General features: G+C 64.7%; 15 protein-coding genes and 2 pseudogenes. 10 read left to right on the top strand and 7 right to left on the bottom strand.

Going from position 1 to position 21205, the window contains the following annotated elements:
• Window positions 1-30: 30 nt before the first annotated feature.
• From AWJ14_RS09685 to AWJ14_RS09715, 7 genes are all read right to left on the bottom strand, one after another.
• The gene (locus AWJ14_RS09685; RefSeq protein ID WP_066177933.1) at window positions 31-768 is read right to left on the bottom strand and encodes an SDR family NAD(P)-dependent oxidoreductase; all 738 of its coding nucleotides are present in this window, start codon (window positions 766-768) and stop codon (window positions 31-33) included.
• Between the two features lie 9 nt (window positions 769-777).
• A complete protein-coding gene (gene purF / locus AWJ14_RS09690; protein ID WP_066177935.1) occupies window positions 778-2244 on the bottom strand; it encodes an amidophosphoribosyltransferase in 1467 nt (488 codons plus the stop codon).
• A 58-nt stretch (window positions 2245-2302) separates the two neighbouring features.
• Window positions 2303-2863, bottom strand: coding sequence for a CvpA family protein (locus AWJ14_RS09695; protein WP_066177937.1), 561 nt, complete (start codon window positions 2861-2863; stop codon window positions 2303-2305).
• Between the two features lie 175 nt (window positions 2864-3038).
• Window positions 3039-4436: a DNA repair protein RadA gene (radA, locus tag AWJ14_RS09700; RefSeq protein ID WP_066177939.1), complete on the bottom strand. Its 1398-nt coding sequence runs from the start codon at window positions 4434-4436 to the stop codon at window positions 3039-3041.
• Window positions 4437-4447: 11 nt separating this feature from the next.
• Window positions 4448-5566, bottom strand: a complete 1119-nt coding sequence (gene alr, locus AWJ14_RS09705; RefSeq protein ID WP_066177941.1) for an alanine racemase — start codon at window positions 5564-5566, stop codon at window positions 4448-4450.
• Window positions 5567-5578: 12 nt separating this feature from the next.
• Window positions 5579-7111, bottom strand: coding sequence for a replicative DNA helicase (locus tag AWJ14_RS09710; RefSeq protein ID WP_066177943.1), 1533 nt, complete (start codon window positions 7109-7111; stop codon window positions 5579-5581).
• Window positions 7112-7434: 323 nt separating this feature from the next.
• Window positions 7435-7944, bottom strand: coding sequence for a hemerythrin domain-containing protein (locus tag AWJ14_RS09715; RefSeq protein WP_066177945.1), 510 nt, complete (start codon window positions 7942-7944; stop codon window positions 7435-7437).
• Between the two features lie 225 nt (window positions 7945-8169).
• Here AWJ14_RS09715 and ccoN point away from each other — a divergent pair.
• From ccoN to ccoS, 10 genes and pseudogenes are all read left to right on the top strand, one after another.
• Window positions 8170-9790, top strand: a pseudogene (gene ccoN / locus AWJ14_RS09720) (cytochrome-c oxidase, cbb3-type subunit I).
• Between the two features lie 12 nt (window positions 9791-9802).
• A complete protein-coding gene (ccoO, locus tag AWJ14_RS09725; RefSeq protein ID WP_066177947.1) occupies window positions 9803-10534 on the top strand; it encodes a cytochrome-c oxidase, cbb3-type subunit II in 732 nt (243 codons plus the stop codon).
• Window positions 10535-10547: 13 nt separating this feature from the next.
• Window positions 10548-10700 (top strand): CcoQ/FixQ family Cbb3-type cytochrome c oxidase assembly chaperone, encoded by a 153-nt coding sequence (locus AWJ14_RS09730; RefSeq protein WP_066177949.1) that lies wholly within the window; start codon window positions 10548-10550, stop codon window positions 10698-10700.
• Between the two features lie 3 nt (window positions 10701-10703).
• Entirely contained in the window at window positions 10704-11570 is an 867-nt protein-coding gene (gene ccoP / locus AWJ14_RS09735; protein ID WP_066177951.1) for a cytochrome-c oxidase, cbb3-type subunit III, read from the top strand.
• A 285-nt stretch (window positions 11571-11855) separates the two neighbouring features.
• Complete coding sequence (locus tag AWJ14_RS09740) at window positions 11856-13784, top strand: HAMP domain-containing methyl-accepting chemotaxis protein (RefSeq protein ID WP_066177953.1); 1929 nt, start codon at window positions 11856-11858, stop codon at window positions 13782-13784.
• 312 nt (window positions 13785-14096) lie between these two features.
• Window positions 14097-16019: a HAMP domain-containing methyl-accepting chemotaxis protein gene (locus AWJ14_RS09745; protein WP_066177955.1), complete on the top strand. Its 1923-nt coding sequence runs from the start codon at window positions 14097-14099 to the stop codon at window positions 16017-16019.
• A 534-nt stretch (window positions 16020-16553) separates the two neighbouring features.
• Window positions 16554-18069, top strand: a pseudogene (gene ccoG, locus AWJ14_RS09750) (cytochrome c oxidase accessory protein CcoG).
• The gene (locus AWJ14_RS09755; RefSeq protein ID WP_083220157.1) at window positions 18069-18578 is read left to right on the top strand and encodes a FixH family protein; all 510 of its coding nucleotides are present in this window, start codon (window positions 18069-18071) and stop codon (window positions 18576-18578) included. The pseudogene ccoG and the gene AWJ14_RS09755 overlap by 1 nt, the downstream one beginning before the upstream one ends.
• On the top strand, window positions 18575-20944 hold the full coding sequence (locus AWJ14_RS09760; protein WP_066177957.1) for a cation-translocating P-type ATPase: 2370 nt from the start codon (window positions 18575-18577) through the stop codon (window positions 20942-20944). The genes AWJ14_RS09755 and AWJ14_RS09760 overlap by 4 nt, the downstream gene beginning before the upstream one ends.
• Entirely contained in the window at window positions 20941-21099 is a 159-nt protein-coding gene (gene ccoS / locus AWJ14_RS09765) for a cbb3-type cytochrome oxidase assembly protein CcoS (protein ID WP_066177960.1), read from the top strand. The genes AWJ14_RS09760 and ccoS overlap by 4 nt, the downstream gene beginning before the upstream one ends.
• Window positions 21100-21205 lie beyond the last annotated feature (106 nt).

Below are 21205 nucleotides of genomic sequence, written 5' to 3' on the forward strand. Positions count from 1 at the left end.
AGTTGGCCGTGTCTGGCGCGACCGCCGTGCCTATTCCGGAAGCTGGTAGTCGAAGAAGCGGTTGTCGGCGATGCGGAACAGCTTTCCGGTCTCGGTGCAGTCGGGGCTCAGCAGCGGCACGAGCCGGGTCGCGACCTCGGACGGATGCTTGACCGTTTCCGGATTCTCGCCGGGCATCGCCTGGGCGCGCATCGCCGTGCGGGTGGCGCCCGGATCGATCGAGTTGACCTTGAGCGCGGTCTTGTTGACCTCGGCTGCCCAGACCCGGGCGAGCGTCTCGACGGCGGCCTTGGAGGCGGCATAGGCGCCCCAGAAGGCGCGCGCCGAATGGGCCACGCCGGAGGACAGAATCACGGCGCGGCCGGCGTCGGACTTGATCAGCAGCGGCTCGACGGAACGGATCAGCCGCCAGGTGGCGGTGACGTTGACGGCCATCACCTTCTCGAACACCTTGGCCTCGATATGGCCGACCGGCGAGATCACGCCGAGCATGGCGGCATTGGCGACGAGAATGTCGAGCTTGCCCCAGCGTTCGTTGATGGCGCCGCCGAGCTGGTCGATGGCCGGCATGTCCGTGAGGTCAAGCGGCACCAGCGTGGCGCTTCCGCCTTCCGCCTGGATCGCATCGTCGAGTTCTTCGAGGCCGCCGGTGGTGCGCGCCACCGCGATCACATGCGCGCCCTGGCGCGCGAGTTCGAGTGCCGTGAAATATCCGATGCCCCGGGAAGCGCCGGTGACCAGCGCGATACGTCCTTGCAGAGATGCCATGAGTTCAGTCTATCCGTTGTTTGCCAGCAGCGAGAGGCTGCGCACGTTGTCCAGATCGCCCTGGTCGGTCAGGGTGGTCGGGTAGTCGCCCGTAAAGCAGGCGTCGCAGAACTGGGGGCATTCGGCGTTGCGGCCCGGCTCGCGCACGGCCCGGTAGAGGCCGTCGATGGAGACGAATCCGAGGCTGTCGACCCGGATGAAGTCCGCCATCTCCTCCACCGACATGCGCGAGGCGAGAAGCTGGGATTTTTCAGGCGTATCGACGCCGTAGAAGCACGAGGACATGGTCGGGGGCGAGGCGATGCGCATGTGCACTTCGCGGGCGCCGGCCTCGCGCACGAGCTGCACGATCTTCTGGCTGGTGGTGCCGCGGACGATGGAATCGTCAACCAGCACCACGCGCTTGCCCTCGATCATGTTCTTGTTGGGATTGAGCTTGAGCTTCACGCCCATGTGGCGGATCGCCGAGGAGGGGGCGATGAAGGTGCGGCCGACATAGTGGTTGCGGATGATGCCGAGCTCGAAGGGCAGGCCCGCCTGCTGGGCGAAGCCGATCGCCGCCGGCGTGCCGGAATCGGGCACCGGAATGATCACGTCGGCATCGACGGGGCATTCCTTGGCCAGTTCCTCGCCGATGCGCTTGCGCGCGTCGTAGACATTGCGGTTCTCGATGGTCGAGTCGGGTCGGGCGAAATAGACATATTCGAAGATGCAGAGCCGCGGCGACTGCTTTTCGAACGGAAAGTGGCTCTCGATGCCCTTGGATGTGATCACCACCACTTCGCCTGGCTGCACGTCGCGGACGAAACGGGCGCCGATGATGTCGAGCGCGCAGGTCTCCGAGGCCAGCAGATAGGCGCCGTCGAGATCGCCGATGCACAGCGGCCGGATGCCGAGCGGGTCGCGCGCGCCGATCAGCTTCTTTTCCGACAGGCCGACCAGCGAATAGGCGCCTTCGAGCCGGGTCAGGGCGTCGATGAATTTCGGCACGATCCGCGTCTTCTCGCTGGTGGCGATCAGGTGCAGGATGGTTTCCGTGTCCGAGGTCGAGGAGAAGATCGCGCCGCGTTGCTGCAGCTCGCGCTGCACGGTCAGCGCATTGGTGATGTTGCCGTTGTGGGCGATGGCGAAGCCGCCACCGGCAAGTTCGGCAAAAAACGGCTGGACGTTGCGCAGGCCCTCGCCGCCGGTGGTCGAATAGCGGGTGTGACCGATGGCGCGATCCCCGGGCAGGCGATCCATCACCGAGCGCTTGGTGAAGGTGTCGCCGATCAGGCCGACATGGCGTTCGACGGAAAACTGCTTGCCGTTGAAGGCGACGATGCCGGCGGCTTCCTGCCCGCGGTGCTGGAGTGCGTGAAGACCAAGGGTCACGACGGCTGCGGCTTCGGGCTTGCCGAAAATGCCAAACACGCCGCATTCGTCATGAAAGCAATCGGCTTCGCTTTCGACGGGTGGCACGCCAGTATCTGTCATAGGTGTCGAACCTTTGTATAAACCGCCCGGATCAAAGGGTCGTCCGGGTCGGACCATGTCATCCGCTCGTGGCGGGAGCTTCCTCGGCGGCGGGCTCGTCGGAGCTCTTGCCGCGCAGCCGCTCGAGGATGGTGGCATCCGCATCGTCGGGCAGCATGTTGATCAGTTTCGCGCCGAACGAATCGAGCATCGGCTTGGACTTGGCGTTAGCGACCCATTCGGGCTGTTTCGGGGCGGCGACCAGCCAGTTGAAGAACAGCATGGCGACCACCACCAGAAGCACGCCGCGGGCGGCGCCGAACAGGAAGCCGAGCGTCCGGTCGAGCGCGCCGACGCGGCTGTCGATGATGAAATCGGCGATGCGCATGGTCAGGTACGAGACCAGGATCAGCGCGACCAGGAAGATCACGGCCGCGGAACCGATCATGGCGATCTTGTCCGAGGAGGTGTATTTCAGCGCGAACGGGGTCAGCAGCGGATAGAAGAAATAGGCGGCGGCGGCAGCGGCGACCCAGGAAGCGACGGCCAGAACCTCGCGCGAGAAACCACGAACCATGGCCAGCACCGCCGAGAACAGGGTGATGCCAAGCAGGATGCCGTCAAGAAGGGTAATAGGCATGAAATCGCGTTCCGTTCAGGCTCTGCCCACCTTCGCCGCTTCGGGCGCCCGGATGGGCCGAGTTGAGGTTTCGTCCTGAAGCGCCGCGCATCCGGTCGGACGCGCAAAAGGCGCTCTATCACTTTGATCCCAGAGCATCCTGCTTTCCTGCGGTCTCGCCGGAAAGCAGGAGGCTCTAGTCGCCTTCGGTCACCAATGCACCCTTGGATCCGGCGATGCGCGCCACCAGATCCGCCAGCGTTTCCATCTGCGACAGGCCCGCTGCCGTCTTGGACGGCAGGTCGGCTGAACCCGATGGCAACACTGCGTTGGCGAACCCCAGTTTCTCGGCTTCCTTCAACCGCAAAGCCGTTTGCGCCACCGGCCTGATGGCCCCCGACAGACTGACTTCGCCGAAATAGACGCAATCGGCGGGAAGGGCAAGCCCGGCGAGGGAGGAAACCAGGGCCGCGGCGACGGCGAGATCCGCGGCCGGTTCGGCGATGCGGTAGCCGCCGGCGACATTGAGATAGACGTCGTGGCTGCCGAGCCTTACGCCGCAATGGGCTTCGAGGACCGCGAGGATCATGGCAAGGCGCGAGGAGTCCCAGCCGATCACCGCCCGGCGCGGGGTGCCGAGGCTCGAGGGCGCGACCAGCGCCTGGACTTCGACGAGCACCGGCCGGGTGCCTTCGATGCCCGCGAACACCGCAGCGCCCGGCGATTTGGCGTTGCGTTCGCCCAGAAACAGTTCGGAAGGATTGGCGACTTCGCGCAGGCCCCGGTCGGACATTTCGAACACGCCGATCTCGTCGGTGGCGCCGAAGCGGTTCTTGACCGTGCGCAGGATGCGGTAGTGATGGCCGCGGTCGCCCTCGAAATACAACACCGCATCGACCATGTGCTCGACCACGCGGGGGCCGGCGATCTGGCCATCCTTGGTGACGTGGCCGACCAGCACCATGGCGGCGCCGGTCTGCTTGGCGAAGCGGACCATGGCATGCACGCCGGTGCGCACCTGGGTGACGGTGCCGGGCGCCGAGCCCGCGAGATCGCTCCACAGCGTCTGGATCGAATCGATGATGACGAAATCCGGCCGCTTGCCTTCCGCGAGCGTTGCCAGGATGTCCTCGACATTGGTTTCGGCCGCGAGCAGCACGCCCGAGTCGGCCGCGCCGAGCCGCTGCGCGCGCAGCCGCACTTGCGCCACCGCCTCTTCGCCCGAGACATAGATCACCCGGTGCCCCTGGCGCGCCAGCGCCGCGGCGGCCTGCATCAGCAGCGTCGACTTGCCGATGCCGGGATCGCCGCCGACCAGCACCGCCGAGCCGCGCACGAAGCCGCCGCCGGTCACGCGGTCGAGTTCGCCGACCCGGACCGGAATGCGTGGCGCTTCCTCGATCTCGCCCGCAAGGCTTGCCAGCGCCACCGGCCGGCCCTTGCGCGCGGACGTCGCCGGACCGCCGCCGATGCCGCCGGTGGGATCGTCCTCGACGATCGTGTTCCATTCGCCGCAACCGTCGCATTTGCCGGCCCAGCGCGCATGCACGGTGCCGCAATTCTGGCAGACGAACTGGGTGCGGGGTTTGGCCAAGGGGATGTCCTTCAGTTCACGTAGTGCCGCTCGTAGCGGTGTCCGAGCGAGGTGAGAATTTCGTAGCTGATGGTGCCCGCGGCGGTGGCCGTGTCCTCGACATCGACGCTGGGGCCGATCAGTTCGATCCAGTCGCCGGGTCCGACCGCGTCCTCGGGCAGGTCGGTCACGTCGACCATGGTCAGGTCCATCGTCACCTTGCCGAGGACGGGGCATCTCGTCCCCGCGACCGCGGCGGACGCGCCCTGTGGGACCGCTTTGCGAATCGGCACGCCGGCGCCCGATCCGTTGCGCAGATAGCCGTCGGCATAGCCCACGCCACAGACGGCGATGCGGCTGTCGCGGGAGAGCACATGGGCCGCGCCGTAGCTCACCGACTGGCCCGCGCGGGCGCGCCTTACCAGCAGCACCCTGGCTTCGGCGGTGACGACCGGACGCATGCGGTTGGACACTCCGGCCACGGCTTCCCCGCCATAAAGCGCGATGCCGGGCCGGGTGAGCTGAAAATGCGCCCGGGCGCCGATGTGAATGCCGGCCGAGTTGGCGAGGCTTGCCTCCACATCCGGAAAACAGGCGGCAACGCCCGCAAATGTGCGGATCTGCGCGTCGTTGAGCGGGTGGCCGGGTTCGTCGGCGCAGGCGAAATGGCTCATCACCAGGCAGGGGGCCGGGCCCGAACCTTCGGCATGGGCGACGGCTTCGGCGGGCGACAGGCCCAGCCGGTTCATGCCGGTGTCGACATGCAGCGCATAGGGGCGTCCGCTGGCATTGTCGCGCCAGAAACTTGCCTGCTGCGGGGAATTGATGACCGGAATCAGGTCATGGGCGATGATATCGGCAAAGGCGCCCTCGAAGACGCCGTTGAGCACATGAATGCGCGCATCCGGCAGCAGCGGCCTCAGGCGCATGCCTTCACCGGCGTCGGCGACGAAGAAATCGCGGCAGCCTTCGCGCGCGAGCCGCGGCGCGGCGCGGTCCGCACCGGTGCCATAGGCATCCGCCTTGACCGCGGCGCCACAGCGGGCGGCGCCGGACAGATCGCGCATCTGCCGCCAGTTGGCCGCGAGCGCGTCGAGATCGACGGTCATGCGCGCCGTGGCGGCGGTATCGGGGAGGGACCGGGGTGTCATTGCCGCGCAGGCCTATTCGTCTTGGATGAACTGGTTGTAGGACGTGTCGGCGAGGTCCTCGAAGCGGGTGAATTCCGCCTGGAAAGCGAGCGGCACCGTGCCGGTGGGACCGTGACGCTGCTTGGCGATGATCACGTCGGCGGTGCCGCGCGCCTTCATCATCTTTTCCTCCCACGCGAGATATTCCGGCGTCTTGATATCGGCGGCGATCTCCTCGGCGGTGCGGCGCGGCTCCGCGTTCTTGACGTAGTATTCGTCGCGATACACGAACAGCACCACGTCGGCGTCCTGCTCGATCGAGCCCGATTCACGCAGGTCGGAGAGCTGCGGGCGCTTGTCTTCGCGGCTTTCCACCTGACGAGAAAGCTGCGAGAGCGCGATGATCGGGACGTTGAGTTCCTTGCCCAGCGCCTTGAGCCCGGTGGTGATCTGGGTGATTTCCTGCACGCGGTTGTCGCTGGCCTTGCCCGACCCGGTCATCAGCTGGACATAGTCGATCACCAGAACGTCGAGCCCGCGCTGGCGCTTCAGGCGGCGGGCGCGCGCGGACAGCTGGGCAATGGAAATACCACCGGTCTGGTCAATATAGAGCGGGATCTTCTGCATCATCTGCGAGCAACCGACCAGTTTCTCGAAATCGGCCTCGGAGATTTCGCCGCGGCGGATCTTCGACGACGAGATCTCGGTCTGCTCGGAAATGATACGGGTGGCGAGCTGTTCGGCCGACATTTCGAGCGAATAGAAGCCGACCACGCCGCCATTCTTGGCCTTCATCGAGCCGTCGGCCTGGACCTCGCCCTCATAGGCCTGGGCGATGTTGAAGGCGATGTTGGTGGCAAGCGAGGTCTTGCCCATGCCCGGGCGGCCGGCGAGGATGATCAAGTCGGAGGGCTGAAGCCCGCCCATGCGCGCATCGAGCGAGCTGATTCCGGTGGAAATCCCTGACAGGCCGCCGTCGCGCTGGTAGGCGGCGCCGGCCATGTCGATGGCGAGCGAGACCGCGTCGTTGAACGACTGGAAGCCGCCGTCGTAGCGGCCGGTCTCGGCGAGTTCGAACAGGCGGCGTTCGGCGTCCTCGATCTGGCTCGAGGGCGGCATGTCGAGCGGCGCGTCATAGGCGATGTTGACCATGTCCTCGCCGATCGAGATCAGCGAGCGGCGCTGCGCCAGATCATAGATCGCGCGGCCATAGTCCTCGGCATTGATGATGGTGACCGCTTCCGAGGCAAGCCGGGCGAGATATTGGGCGACCGTCATCTCGCCGACCTTGGAATCTGCGGGCAGGAAGGTCTTGATGGTCACCGGGTTGGCGGTCTTGCCCATGCGGATGATGTCGCCGGCGACCTCGTAGATGCGGCGATGCAGCGGCTCCATGAAATGGGTCGGCTTAAGGAAATCCGAGACCCGGTAGAAGGCGTCGTTGTTGACCAGGATCGCGCCCAGCAAAGCCTGTTCTGCCTCGATATTCGACGGCGCCTCGCGCAAAAGCGGGCTTTTCTCCGGTCGGGCAGCTATGGCTTCGATCTTGCGGCCAGCGTCGTTCATTGTCTCAACAGTCCTCGGCGTGATGCGGGCAATTGCTGTGCATAGCTTTGAAAGAGGGTCGTGTCAGCGCCATCGTCAGGCGATTCGACCAGACCCCAGTGTTGTGCCCGTTGTCCACATTTGTCCACAGGAGCAGCGGCCGCGGCGACGGCACGGACACGCAAAATCGGGAAATACCACGTCTTGGGGGTTGTTTTGAGCGCAGAATCAGGTGCCGGCCTGACGGCTGACCGGGGCCGGTCGTGCGGATGCCGGCAGGGCAGGGGCGCATGCGCGGACGATGCCGCGCACCCGGGCGGTGCACGCCGGTGCCGGGCGGCGGATCAGATGTGGTGGGGATGCTTGAGGTCGTGCGCCAGCAGGTTCGCCCGCAGAAGCGTTTCGCGCGACAGCAGATGCTCCATCTCGAAGGCGATGTGCCTGCGCATGGCTTCGAAAAAGCCGCGCAGCATGTAGCCGGTCGCCTCGATGTTGATTTCGTCGCTGCCCGAGCCGAGCGCGTGCAGCGCCTCGGTCAGTTCCTCGGCGAAGCACTCGTCCTCGCAATGCTCGAACCGCAAACGGTTGAGCGTGGCGCCGATCCTGTCGTCGCCCGCCAGCCGCTCCGCGATCAGCGGAAACACCACCTCTTCCTCGAAGCGATGGACACGGCGAATCATCGGGCCGAGCGCGCCGGCAGCGTAGATGCATTTCTGACGGATGACGTTTTCGGGGAGGGAGTCCGCAATTTCTTCCAGACGGTCGCAAAGGCGCAGCTGTTCTGTGTGGGCCTTGCGCAACTGCACGATCGGGTCTTCGCCCGGCGTCAGCCTGATTGTGGTATCGTCCGTCATCCAGCGTTTATCCCAGTATTTCGGCTCGTTTAATCGATCTTCTTGCCCTCAATGTAACTAGTTTATGGCTGTGGGGGCAGGGCGTCCTTGATATGGATCAAGGACGCCTACAGCGGTGAATGCAATTTGGCAGGCAGCCCGGCAGCATGCGGCGACTTGTCTAAAGGGGACAGGCGCGGCTAATTGCCGCCGGGTTCGTTATGATACCCCTGGGGGATACAAACCATGAAATACGCATTCGAAACAATCGCCGTGGGCTTGTTTGCCTTTTTGGCGTTGCTCGGCGTGGCGTTCGCCAAGGACGATCTGTTCCAGGCCCACATGTGGGTGCTGTTCTTCGTCCTGGTGGTGAGCACCGTGCTGCTGCTGCGGCGAGTCAAATTCTCACCCGCCGCCGAACCTTCGGCGGATGACAGGTCCGGCTATTTTGACGAGGTGGTCCGCTACGGCGTCATCGCCACCACCTTCTGGGGTATCGTCGGATTCCTGGTTGGCGTCGTCGTCGCCTTCCAGCTCGCCTTCCCGGATCTCAACATCGAGCCCTGGTTCAATTTCGGGCGCATGCGCCCGCTGCACACCTCCGCTGTCATTTTCGCCTTCGGCGGCAATGCGCTGATCGCCACCTCGTTCTACGTGGTCCAGCGCACCTGCCGCGCGCGCCTGTTCGGCGGCGATCTCGGATGGTTCGTGTTCTGGGGTTACCAGCTGTTCATCGTCATGGCCGCCACCGGCTACCTTCTGGGCATCACCCAGGGCCGTGAATATGCCGAACCCGAATGGTATGTCGACCTGTGGCTGACCGTCGTCTGGGTGGGCTATCTGATCGCCTTCCTGGGAACGCTGTTCAAGCGCAAGGAGCCGCATATCTATGTGGCCAACTGGTTCTACCTGGCCTTCATCGTCACCATCGCGATGCTGCACATCGTCAACAACCTCGCCATTCCGGTGTCGTTCCTTGGCGTGAAAAGCTACTCGGCCTTTGCCGGGGTGCAGGATGCGCTGACGCAATGGTGGTACGGCCACAACGCCGTGGGCTTCTTCCTGACCGCCGGCTTCCTCGGCATGATGTACTACTTCATTCCCAAGCAGTCGGGACGTCCGGTCTATTCCTACCGGCTGTCGATCATCCACTTCTGGGCACTGATCTTCCTCTATATCTGGGCCGGTCCGCACCACCTGCACTTACACGGCTCTGCCCGACTGGGCGCAGACGCTCGGCATGGTGTTCTCGATCATGCTGTGGATGCCCTCCTGGGGCGGCATGATCAACGGCCTGATGACGCTCTCGGGCGCCTGGGACAAGATCCGCACAGATCCGATCATCCGGATGATGGTGATTGCGGTCGCCTTCTACGGCATGTCGACCTTCGAAGGTCCGATGATGTCGATCAAGGCCGTCAACTCGCTCAGCCACTACACCGACTGGACCATCGGTCACGTCCACTCCGGCGCTCTGGGCTGGGTCGGCATGATCTCGTTCGGCGCCATCTACTATCTCGTGCCCAAGCTGTGGGGTCGCCAGCGGCTCTATTCGCTGCGGCTCGTCAACTGGCACTTCTGGCTGGCCACGCTCGGCATCGTCGTCTACGCGGCGGTTCTGTGGGTCGCAGGCATCCAGCAGGGCCTGATGTGGCGCGAATACAATGACCAGGGCTTCCTGGTGTATTCCTTCGCCGAATCCGTGGCAGCGATGTTCCCCTACTACCTGCTCCGCGCCATCGGCGGACTGCTGTACCTCGCCGGCGGTATCATCATGGGCTGGAACGTCCTGATGACGATCCTTGGCCACCAACGCAACGAAGAGCCCATCCCGGGCAGCGTTCCCGCCATGCAGCCGGCAGAGTAAGGAGACAAGACCATGTCATTGCTTGAAAAACACGGCATCATCGAGCGCAATGCGACGCTTCTGCTGGTGTCGTCCCTCGTCGTGGTCAGCATCGGCGGCATCGTCGAGATCGCTCCGCTCTTCTATCTCGAGAACACGATCGAGAAAGTCGAGGGTGTGCGTCCTTACTCGCCGCTGGAACTGGCCGGCCGCGACATCTACATCCGCGAAGGCTGCTATGTCTGCCACAGCCAGATGATCCGTCCGTTCCGCGACGAGGTCGAACGCTACGGCCATTACAGCCTTGCCGCGGAATCGATGTACGACCATCCGTTCCAGTGGGGATCGAAGCGGACGGGGCCCGACCTCGCCCGCGTCGGCAACCGCTACTCGAACGAGTGGCATGTCGAGCACCTGACCGAGCCGCGCTCGGTGGTGCCTGAATCGATCATGCCGAGCTACGCGTTCCTGAAGACAACCCCTCTCAAGGTGTCCAACGTGACCGCGCATCTCAATGCCAACCTGATGGTTGGCGTGCCTTACACCGAGGACATGATCGCCAATGCCGATGCAGACCTGATGGCGCAAGCCGATCCCGAGGCGGATACCTCCGGGCTCGAGGAGCGCTACCCCAAGGTTCAGGTCGGCGACTTCGACGGAAACCCTGAAGTGGTGACGGAGATGGATGCACTCATCGCCTATCTCCAGATGCTCGGCACGCTGGTCGATTTCTCGACCTATGACGAAGCCGCTGGCTACCGGTAAGAGGACCTCAGTCATGGAAACCTACACCGCAATGCGCCACTTCGCAGACAGCTGGGGACTTGTCTTCATGTTCGTCGTGTTCGTTGGCGTGGTTCTTTTCACGCTGCGGCCCGGCGCCAAGCAAGCCGCAGCCGATGCAGCACAAATCCCGCTGAAGGAGGACTGAGACATGTCCGAAAAACACATTGATGACGTATCGGGCGTCGAGACCACCGGTCATGTGTGGGATGGCATCCGCGAGCTGAACAATCCGCTGCCGCGCTGGTGGCTGTGGACGTTCTACCTCTCCATCATCTGGGCGATCGTCTACATGTTCCTCTATCCCGCCGTGCCGTGGTTCGGCGGCGCCACCAAGGGCTATCTGGGCTATTCCAGCCGCGCCGAGGTGGCTGCCGACCTCGCCGATGCCAAGGCGGCGCAGGGCGTGCTTCTGGAGAAGATCGCGGCCACGCCGGTCGAGGACATCGCCAAGGACCAGGAACTGCTGCAGTTCGCCATCGCCGGCGGTTCGGCCGCCTTCAAGGTCAACTGCATCCAGTGCCACGGCTCGGGTGCGGCTGGCGCCAAGGGCTACCCGAACCTCAACGATGACGACTGGCTGTGGGGCGGCACGATCGACCAGATCTACCAGACCATCGCCCATGGCATCCGCTATGACCAGGACGACGACACCCGCGTGTCTGAAATGCCTGCGTTCGGCGAGATGCTCGAGCCCGAGCAGATCAACGAGGCGGCGGCCTATGTCGTCAGCCTCAGCGGCGGTACGCCGAAGGATCCCTCGCTGGTCGAGGCCGGCGGGACGGTGTTCGCCGAAAACTGCGCCGTCTGCCACGGCGAGACCGGCGAAGGCCTGCAGGAGTTCGGCGCGCCGCGCCTGTCCGACGGGATCTGGCTCAAGGTCAATTCCGAAGCCGAGATCGCCCAGCAGATCCGCAACCCCAAGCACGGCGTGATGCCGGCCTGGCTCGGCCGCCTGGGTGAACCCACGGTCAAGCAGCTCGCCGTCTTCGTCCACACGCTGGGTGGCGGCCAGTAAGGCTTGGCACCGACCCCGCTACAGGGGCGGCCCTCAAGAAACGACCGACCCGCCGGATGCAAGTCCGGCGGGTTTTTCATGTCGTGAATTCGCTGGATGCTGAAGGAAAATCAAGGCGATCGGCTTGTCTTCACGCAGCCGCGGGAACTGTATTGGTTTCAGCCGGACATGTCTTGAATAGGCCAGATGTCGGGTCCCGATTTCAGACAATTTTTACGAAAGAATTCTAGATCTTCTCTGCTCGCGACATCCGTTGCGGTTTCGGTTCTAGCGGAGACTCCTTTAATGAAACGTCCAAGCATCAAGGTTTCGCTTGCGGCTGTTTTCGGCCTGATCGTGGTCATTTGTTCCGTCATGGGATATGTGGCGATCCACGGCCTGACGCAGACCAACAACGCGACCACGGAAATTGCCACCAACTGGCTTCCGAGCGTCAAGATCGTGAATGTGATCAACACGGCCACGTCCGACTACCGGATCGCCGAAGGGGCGCACATCCTTTCGCAGAACCCGGAGCAGATCGCCAAGGCGGAGGCCGAGATCGAGGCGGTGGCCGCGCAGATCGCCGCGGCGCGCAAGACCTATGAAGGCCTCATTTCCTCGGACCATGAGCGCAACATCTACAACCAGTTCTCCCAGGACTGGGCCGACTACGGCACCGTGCACAACCAGCTCATCGATCTGTCGCGGCAGAACAAGAACGAGGAAGCAACCGCCCTGTTCAAGGGCCCGCTGCGGGAGCTGTTCGACAAGGCGTCCGCCCGGCTTGTGGAGCTGATCGAAATCAACGATGAGGGGTCCAGCACCGCTTACGCCAACAGCTCGAGCGCGTTCGAGACGACGCGGACGATCACTTTCGTCACCCTCGGTCTCACCGGACTGATCCTTGCCGGGGCCATCTACTTCGTGCTGGCCGGCGTGGCGACGCCGATCAACAGGATCACCGCGTCGATGCGCATCCTCGCCGACGGCGACACCGACAAAACCATTCCCTTCGCGGGCCGTGCCGATGAAATCGGCGCGATGGCCGGCGCGGTGGAAACCTTCCGGCAGGCGGCGATCCGCAACCGGCAACTGGAAGCCGATGCCGAACTGAGCCGCAAGCAGGCCGAAGCCAACCGGATCGCGGATCAGGAACGCGCCGAGGCCGAGGCTGCCGAGCGCATGCGGCAGGCGACGGCCGGCCTTGCCTCCGGTCTCAAGCGGCTTGCCGCCGGCGACCTTTCGTTCCAGCTCAACGAGGCGTTCGCCGCCGATTTCGAAGGCCTGCGACAGGACTTCAACACCTCGATCGTGCAGCTGGCGCATACCCTGGGTACCGTTTCGCAAAGCATCGACAGCATCACCAATGGCAGCCAGGAGATCTCTTCGGGCACCAATGACCTGTCCAAGCGCACGGAACAGCAGGCCGCAGCGCTCGAAGAGACGGCGGCCGCGCTCGACCAGATCACGGTCAACGTGTCCAATTCGTCGAAGCGGTCCGAAGAGGCCCGCCGTGTCGCCACCGACGCCAACGCATCGGCCGTCCGCTCCGGCGAAGTGGTCAGCAAGGCAATTGCCGCGATGAACCGGATCGAGGGCTCCTCGAACCAGATCTCCAACATCATCGGCGTGATTGACGAGATCGCGTTCCAGACCAACCTTCTCGCGCTCAATGCCGGGGTCGAGGCAGCACGTGCCGGTGAGGCAGGCCGCGGATTTGCGGTCGTCGCCCAGGAAGTCCGCGAACTGGCCCAGCGCTCCGCGCAAGCCGCCAAGGAGATCAAGGGCCTGATCGAGACCTCGTCCAACGAAGTCTCCGAAGGGGTGCATCTGGTCACCGAGACCGGTGCGGTCCTGAAGACGATCGGCGACGTGATCGTTGAGATCAACAACCACATGGATGCCATCGCAACCTCCTCGCGGGAACAGTCGACCGGGCTCGCCGAAGTCAATACCGCGATCAACCAGCTCGACCAGACGACCCAGCAGAATGCCGCGATGGTGGAGGAATCCTCCGCCGCCGCCAGCACGCTCGCCAATGAGGCCGACACGCTGCGCCAGTTGATCGGCAAGTTCAATCTCGGCAACGCGACCACCCAGAGCCAGGCACTGCGCCAGACCGCGGCAAGGATGAGCGCCTCGACGAGCTACACCAGCAGCGCCCGTCCGGCGCCGGCCCGCAAGGCCGCAGCCGGTGGTGCGGCCGTGGCCCAGGACTGGGACGAGTTCTAAGACGTCACAGCTGCAAGGCTTCCGGCGCGGCCCCGCAGATTTGCGGGGCCGCGCTTTTTTGTGCGCGCGGTTTGGTGCGCACCGCGTTTCGTCCGCGCACCGGCGGTCGCGTGAGGGCGAAGCTCCCGGTGCCGGGTCCCGCTGATCCTGTTCGCGGCAGGGGAGGGGGCGGCTCCATTCAGGGGCCGCCGTGGGAAGCCACGAATATTCCCCTCATTTTACCCCTGGAAATTTAGGGATTATTTACCAGAGATTGATTGATTAGGTATTCGTCAAGTGCCTGTTTCGGGCGCGTCTTTCGGAGAAAATTTAATGAAGCGTCCAAGCATCAAGGCGTCCCTTGCGGCTGTATTCGGCCTGATCGTGGCGATCTGTGCCATCATGGGATATGTCGCCATCAAAGGCCTTGCACAAACAAACGAGGCGACAACGGAAATCGCCAGCAACTGGCTGCCGAGCATTCGGCTTGTCAACAGGATCAATACCGCCATTTCCGACTACCGTGTCGCCGAAGGGGCGCATATCCTGTCGAAGACCCCGGCGGAACTGGCCAAGGCCGAAGAGGCCATCAAGGCTGTCGAGGCCCGGCTGGTTGCCGCACGCGGCATTTACGAGGGACTTATCTCCCTGGACGAAGAGCGCAGGCTCTACGACACCTTTTCCAAGGAGTGGGCGCAACACGCGGTCTTGCATGCGCAGCTGCTGGACCTGTCGCGTCAGAACCGCAACGATGAAGCCACCGTCCTGTTCAAGGGAGAGCTGGAGAAGGTTTTCGACAGCGCCACGAACCATCTGGTCAACCTCATCGAGCTCAATGATCAGGGATCGAAGACGGCCTATGCCGAAAGCACCGACACCTACCACACGACCCGGACCGTCACCTTTGTCACGCTCGGCTTGACCGCGCTGATCCTTGCCGGCGGCATGTATATCGCCTTGGCCGGTGTCGCAGCCCCGATCACCCGCATCACCTCCTCGATGCGCGGCCTTGCCGGTGGCGATACCGACAGCGAAATTCCCTATGCCGGCCGGACCGACGAGATCGGCGCCATGGCCGCTGCGGTGGAAACCTTCCGCCAGGGCGCCATCGACAACAAGCGGCTTGAAGCCGAGGCCGAGGAAAATCGCAGGCAGGCGGAGATCAACCGGATCGCCGACCAGCAGCGCGCAGAGGCGGAAGCCGCCGAGCGCATGCGCCAGGCCACCTCGGGTCTCGCAGCCGGTCTCAAGCGGCTGGCCGGCGGTGATCTCTCTGTTCAGCTCAACGAAGCCTTCGCGGAAGATTTCGAAGGCCTGCGCCAGGACTTCAACACCTCGGTCGTGCAACTGGCCGACACGCTCGGCGCCGTCGCCCAGAGCATTGCCGGCATCACCAACGGTACCCAGGAAATCTCCTCGGGCACCAATGACCTGTCCAAGCGCACCGAGCAGCAGGCCGCCGCGCTTGAGGAAACCGCTGCCGCGCTCGACCAGATCACGGTCAATGTCGCCAACTCGTCCAAGCGCTCCGAAGAGGCCCGCAAGGTTGCCACCGAAGCCAATGCTTCCGCGACGCGCTCGGGCCAGGTCGTCAGCAAGGCGGTCGAAGCCATGAACCGGATCGAGGGCTCGTCCAACCAGATCTCGAACATCATCGGCGTGATCGACGAAATCGCGTTCCAGACCAATCTTCTTGCGCTCAATGCCGGCGTCGAAGCCGCCCGCGCGGGCGAAGCAGGCAAGGGCTTCGCGGTCGTTGCCCAGGAAGTGCGCGAACTGGCGCAACGCTCGGCAGAAGCCGCCAAGGAGATCAAGGGCCTGATCGAGACCTCTTCGAAGGAAGTTTCGGAAGGCGTGCACCTGGTCACCGAAACAGGTACCGCGCTCGAGGCGATCGGCCGGATCATCGTCAGCATCAACGAGCACATGGAGGCGATCGCCACCTCGTCGCGTGAGCAGTCCACGGGGCTTGCCGAGGTCAACACCGCGGTCAACCAGATGGACCAGACGACCCAGCAGAACGCGGCCATGGTGGAGCAGTCCTCGGCAGCCGCCGGACAGCTTGCCCACGAGGCGGAAAGCCTGCGTCAGCTGATCAGCCAGTTCAACCTCGGCAACCGCACGGTCCAGGTGCAGGCCCAGGCGCTGCGCCAGACGGCAGCCCGCATGGCGGCCCCCTCCGGCGAGGCTTCGATGGCCGCGCGCAAGAAGGTCGCAAATGGCGGTTACGCCGCTCAGGACTGGGAAGCCTTCTGATCCCGGCAATGCCCTGACACGGAAGACGGCCCCGATCGCATCGGGGCCGTTTTTTTGTGCGCCATTGCTTCCGGCTCGCCGCGGCCGGTATCCGGGAGACCGCCGCGGGACGGCGCGTAGGGCGTCTCCCGCAGCCCGGGAAAACGCCGTGGCTTGCGCATCGTCCACTTGCGGCTGCGCCCCCATTTCTGGCCTGCTTTTCAAGCAAAATTTGGGACTGCACGGGAGTGTACCCGGGTATCGGGGCGCCTTGGATCAGGAACAGGACCGGCCTTCTCGCGGGCGCGGGAAACCGCGCCAGCTTCGGTCGGTTCCTGCCCGCGCCGAGGGGATATTTTAAATTCAAAGGGATAGGGCGCCGAACGGATGCAAGGGGGCAGCCGCCACGGGGTCCGAAAGGCCGGAATTCCGCGGCGCGCGGGCGCTTGAAGCACGTGAATCGGCGCCTGAAGCGGGATTATGCAAATTGATCTTGATCAAAGCATATGTCGGGGCAGGCGAGCATGGTGCGGGCCAAATCAATGGTGCCAAATGATGAACACAACTACGCCCTCCGGGTCCGACACCGAACTCGATCAGATCGAACGGCTTGATGCCGAACCCGTCAATGCCGCCTGGAAGCGCAAGCCGCTTTACGAGGCGCGCAAGAAGATCTTCCCCAAGCGCGCCGAAGGCGGGTACCGGCGGTTCAAATGGCTGGTGATGCTGGTCACGCTCGGGATCTACTACATCACGCCCTGGATCCGCTGGGATCGCGGCCCCTATGCGCCCGACCAGGCGGTGCTGCTCGACATCGCCAACCGCCGCTTCTACCTGTTTTTCATCGAAATCTGGCCGCAGGAATTCTTCTTCGTCGCCGGACTTCTGGTGATGGCCGGGTTCGGCCTGTTCCTGATCACCTCGGCGGTGGGGCGGGCCTGGTGCGGCTACACCTGTCCGCAGACGGTCTGGGTCGATTTGTTCCTGGTCGTCGAGCGCGCCATCGAGGGCGACCGGGCGCAGCGCATGAAGCTGCAGGATGCGCCCTGGACGGCCTCCAAGATATTCAAGCGGGTCAGCAAGCACGCGATCTGGATCATGATCGGGGTCGCCACCGGCGGCGCCTGGATCTTCTATTTTGCCGATGCGCCGACGCTGCTGGTGGATTTCGTCACCGGCCACGCGGCAGCCGTCGCCTATATCACCGTGGGCATCCTGACCGCCACGACCTATATTTTCGGCGGCCTGATGCGCGAGCAGGTCTGCATCTACATGTGCCCCTGGCCGCGCATCCAGGCGGCCATGCTCGACGAAAACTCGTTGGTGGTGACCTACAACGACTGGCGCGGCGAGCCGCGTGGCCGGCATGCCAAGAAGGCAGCCGCGCAAGGCCTGGTGCAGGGGGATTGCGTCGATTGCAACGCCTGCGTCGCGGTCTGCCCGATGGGCATCGACATCAGGGACGGCCAGCAGCTCGAATGCATCACCTGCGCGCTCTGCATCGACGCCTGCGACAACATCATGGACAAGCTCGACCGTCCGCGCGGGCTGATCTCCTACGCGCCGGGTGCGCACGGCCGATGGCGGCTTCGTCGATGCGGTCAAGCATTTCAACTGGCGCATCATCTTCCGCCTGCGCTCGCTGCTCTACATGGGTGTCTGGTCGGCGGTCGGTCTTGGCCTGGTCTATGCGCTGTTGTCGCGCGACCGGCTTGAGATTAATGTGCTGCATGACCGCAATCCGCAATTCGTACTCGAATCCAACGGGGACATTCGCAATGGCTACTCGGTCAAGATCCTCAACATGATCCCCGAACGCCGGGTGATCTTCCTGTCGATCGAGGGCTTGCCGGGCGCCACCATGCGCATTCCGGGGATCGATCAGCCCGCGGGCGTCTCGATGGCAATCCCCGTCGATCCCGACCGCCTGCGCGAACTCAGGGTCAACGTGCATCAGCCGAAGCAGTTCGTGACCCCGAGCACTTCCACGTTCCGCTTCATTGCCGAAGACAAGTCGAGCTATGAGCGGGACAGCTACACCGCCAACTTCCACGCCCCGGAGACCAAGTGATGAGCCTGATCCGATCGATTTTCCAGCCCACGGAATTCACCGGCAAGCACATGCTGTTCACCATGGTGGCGTTCTTCGGGGTGATCATCACGGTCAACCTGGTGATGGCGCGGTTTGCGCTGACCACCTGGAGCGGGCTGGTGGTGCCCAACACCTATGTCGCGAGCCAGGAGTTCAACGCCAAGGCCGAAGAGTACCGGGCCATTGCCGCCCTGGGATACCAGGCGAAGCTGACGCCGAGCGCCGACGGCCTGGCGATCGATTTCATCGATTCTGAGGGCAAGCCGGCGGTGGTGGACAGCATGACTGCCGAACTGCGCCGTCCGGTGGGCGAGCACCAGGACCGGGTGATGGTGCTTGAGCGCGGCACTGACGGTGTCTACCGCGCGCCGGGCGAGCTGCGCGAGGGCGAATGGATCGCGACCGTGACCGCCACGCTCGACGGCGAGACCATCTACAAGCGCGGCCGGCGTTTCCACGTCCGGGCTGACGGGAGCATGCAGCCGTGAGCTGTTGCGCAGCGGGAACGGAAAGCGCTGCCGAGCTTCAGGCGCTCGAGACCCAGGCCCCTTCGGCCGAAGAAATGTGGCTTTCGAGCCGGAGCCTGGGCAAGGGGCTGCGCCAGGTCGACCTGATCGTTCCGGGCGTCCATTGCGGGGCCTGCATCGCGCTTCTGGAAAAGGAACTGCCCCGGATCAAGGGCGTCGATCATGCGCGCGTCAACCTGTCGACGCGCCGCGTTTCGGTGGTGTTCGCGGATGGCGTCGCGCGCGGCGAGGCCGCCGCCGGCACACAGCCGGCCGCTGCGCGGGACGCCTCGACCGAGACGCTGCTGACCGCGCTCGGCGACAGGCTGCTGGCGCTCGGCTATCCCGCACATCTGCCCGGCGGCGCGGACGAGACCTCCGACCCGGCGATGCGCGAGCTTTTGAAGGCGCTTGCGGTTGCGGGCTTTGCCTCGATGAACGTGATGCTGCTGTCGGTCTCGGTCTGGTCCGGCGCCGACGCGGCGACGCGCGACCTGTTTCACTGGATTTCGGCGCTGATCGCGGCGCCGGCGCTGGTCTATTCCGGCCGGGTGTTCTTCCGCTCGGCCTGGAGCGCGCTGCGGCACGGCCGCGCCAACATGGATGTGCCGATCTCGCTCGGGGTCGGCCTTGCCTATGCGATCTCGCTGCACGAGACCATCACCCATGGCGACCATGCCTATTTCGATGCCTCGGTGACGCTGTTGTTCTTCCTGCTCGCCGGTCGCACGCTCGACCACATGATGCGGGAGAAAGCCCGGTCCGCGGTGCGCAACCTGGTGCGGCTGTCGCCGCGCGGGGCGATGGTGATCCGCGACGACGGCGCCCGCGAATATCTGGCGCTCGAGGAAATCGAACCCGGCATGCGGCTCGCGATCGCGCCCGGCGATCGCATCCCGGTCGATGGCCGGGTCGTGTCGGGCTGCTCGGACATGGATTTCGCGGTGGTCAACGGCGAAAGCGCGCCGCAACTGGTCGAGGCCGGTTCGCTCGCGCCTGCGGGCACGCTCAACCTGACCGGCCCGCTGGTGCTCGAGGCCGTGCGCGACGCGCGCAACTCGTTCCTCGCGGAGATGGTGGCGATGATGGAGGCCGCTGAAAGCGGCCGTGCCGGCTACCGCCGCATCGCCGACCGCGCGTCGGCGATCTATGCGCCTGCCGTGCATCTGCTCGCGCTCGGAACCTTCATCGGCTGGATGGTGGTGTCGGGCGACTGGCGCATGGCCATGCTGACGGCGGTGGCCGTGCTGATCATCACCTGTCCCTGCGCGCTCGGGCTCGCGGTGCCGGTGGTGCAGGTGATCGCCGCAGGCCGCCTGTTCGAGAACGGCGTGATGGTCAAGGACGGGTCCGCCATGGAGCGGCTCGCCCAGGCCGATCATGTGGTGTTCGACAAGACCGGCACGCTCACGCGCGGCACGCCGGTGCTGATCAATGCGGAAGCGGTGACGGCCGACCATCTCAGGCTCGCGGCGCGCATCGCCCGGGCCTCGCGGCATCCCCTGAGCCAGGCGCTGGCCGGTTTCGACGCGGTCAACGCCGAGCTGCCGGAGTTCCGGATCCGGGAAACGCCCGGCGAGGGTGTCGAAGCGGTTTCGCCGTCGGGCGATGTCTATCGTCTGGGACGCGCCGGCTTTGCGCTCGACGAGAGCGAGCAGGGCGCCGAACGTGCCGCGGATGCGAGCCAGGTGGTGCTGTCGAAAAACGGCGCGTTCCTCGACATCTTCCTGTTTTCCGACCAGCTGCGCCGCGGGGCCGTGCAGGCGGTGACGCGACTGTCCTCGCTTGGGCTCGACGCCGAAATCCTGTCGGGCGACCGCGAAGCGCCGGTGCGCGCACTCGCCAACGAGCTCGGCGTGACCGCCTATGTCGCCGGCGTTCGCCCGCGCGGCAAGGTCGATCGCATCAAGGCGCTGACCGCGGCGGGCGGCAAGCCGCTGATGGTGGGCGACGGGCTCAACGATGCGCCCGCGCTTTCGGCTGCCCATGTCTCGATGGCGCCGGCCAGTGCCGCGGATGTCGGGCGCATGGCCGCCGACTTCGTGTTCCTGCACGATTCGCTCGAAGCCGTGCCGCTGGCGGTCGAGGTGTCGCGCAAGGCAGGCAGCCTGATCCGGCAGAATTTCGGGCTGGCCGTGGCCTATAACTGCGTGGCCGTGCCGGCCGCGGTGCTCGGCCACGCCACGCCGCTGATTGCGGCGCTGGCGATGTCCTCGTCCTCGATCCTGGTCGTGCTCAACTCGCTGCGGCTTCGGCGCAAGACCCGCATCGAAGCCTTCGCAAAGCCCGCCGCGGCGCGTCCGGCAACGCCCGATAAAGAGGCGCGGAGGCTTGAGGCCGCGGCATGAACACCCTGATCTTTCTCATTCCGATCGCCCTGTTTCTCGGTGCGCTTGGGCTCGGGGCGTTCCTGTGGTCGATGAAGACCGGCCAGTATGACGATCTCGAGGGGGCCGCCTGGCGAATCCTCGACGATGACGACGACCGGCCGAAACCGGACTGACGCGCCGCTGCGGCGCTGGCGCGGGGATGCGCGAGGCGGGTTTTGCCGCAAAGCCGATGGTTGCGACGCCCATCCGAAAGCAGGGGATATGTGCGTGGCCGCCAGC

The organism is Parahoeflea olei (assembly GCF_001703635.1).
GTDB lineage: Bacteria > Pseudomonadota > Alphaproteobacteria > Rhizobiales > Rhizobiaceae > Hoeflea > Hoeflea olei.

Coding starts and splice junctions, on each gene's coding strand:
- AWJ14_RS09685 (WP_066177933.1), bottom strand. CDS start 768: ATGGCATCTCTGCAAGGACGTATCGCGCTGGTCACCGGCGCTTCCCGG.
- purF (WP_066177935.1), bottom strand. CDS start 2,244: ATGACAGATACTGGCGTGCCACCCGTCGAAAGCGAAGCCGATTGCTTT.
- AWJ14_RS09695 (WP_066177937.1), bottom strand. CDS start 2,863: ATGCCTATTACCCTTCTTGACGGCATCCTGCTTGGCATCACCCTGTTC.
- alr (WP_066177941.1), bottom strand. CDS start 5,566: ATGACACCCCGGTCCCTCCCCGATACCGCCGCCACGGCGCGCATGACC.
- AWJ14_RS09710 (WP_066177943.1), bottom strand. CDS start 7,111: ATGAACGACGCTGGCCGCAAGATCGAAGCCATAGCTGCCCGACCGGAG.
- AWJ14_RS09715 (WP_066177945.1), bottom strand. CDS start 7,944: ATGACGGACGATACCACAATCAGGCTGACGCCGGGCGAAGACCCGATC.
- ccoO (WP_066177947.1), top strand. CDS start 9,803: ATGTCATTGCTTGAAAAACACGGCATCATCGAGCGCAATGCGACGCTT.
- AWJ14_RS09730 (WP_066177949.1), top strand. CDS start 10,548: ATGGAAACCTACACCGCAATGCGCCACTTCGCAGACAGCTGGGGACTT.
- ccoP (WP_066177951.1), top strand. CDS start 10,704: ATGTCCGAAAAACACATTGATGACGTATCGGGCGTCGAGACCACCGGT.
- AWJ14_RS09740 (WP_066177953.1), top strand. CDS start 11,856: ATGAAACGTCCAAGCATCAAGGTTTCGCTTGCGGCTGTTTTCGGCCTG.
- AWJ14_RS09745 (WP_066177955.1), top strand. CDS start 14,097: ATGAAGCGTCCAAGCATCAAGGCGTCCCTTGCGGCTGTATTCGGCCTG.
- AWJ14_RS09755 (WP_083220157.1), top strand. CDS start 18,069: ATGAGCCTGATCCGATCGATTTTCCAGCCCACGGAATTCACCGGCAAG.
- ccoS (WP_066177960.1), top strand. CDS start 20,941: ATGAACACCCTGATCTTTCTCATTCCGATCGCCCTGTTTCTCGGTGCG.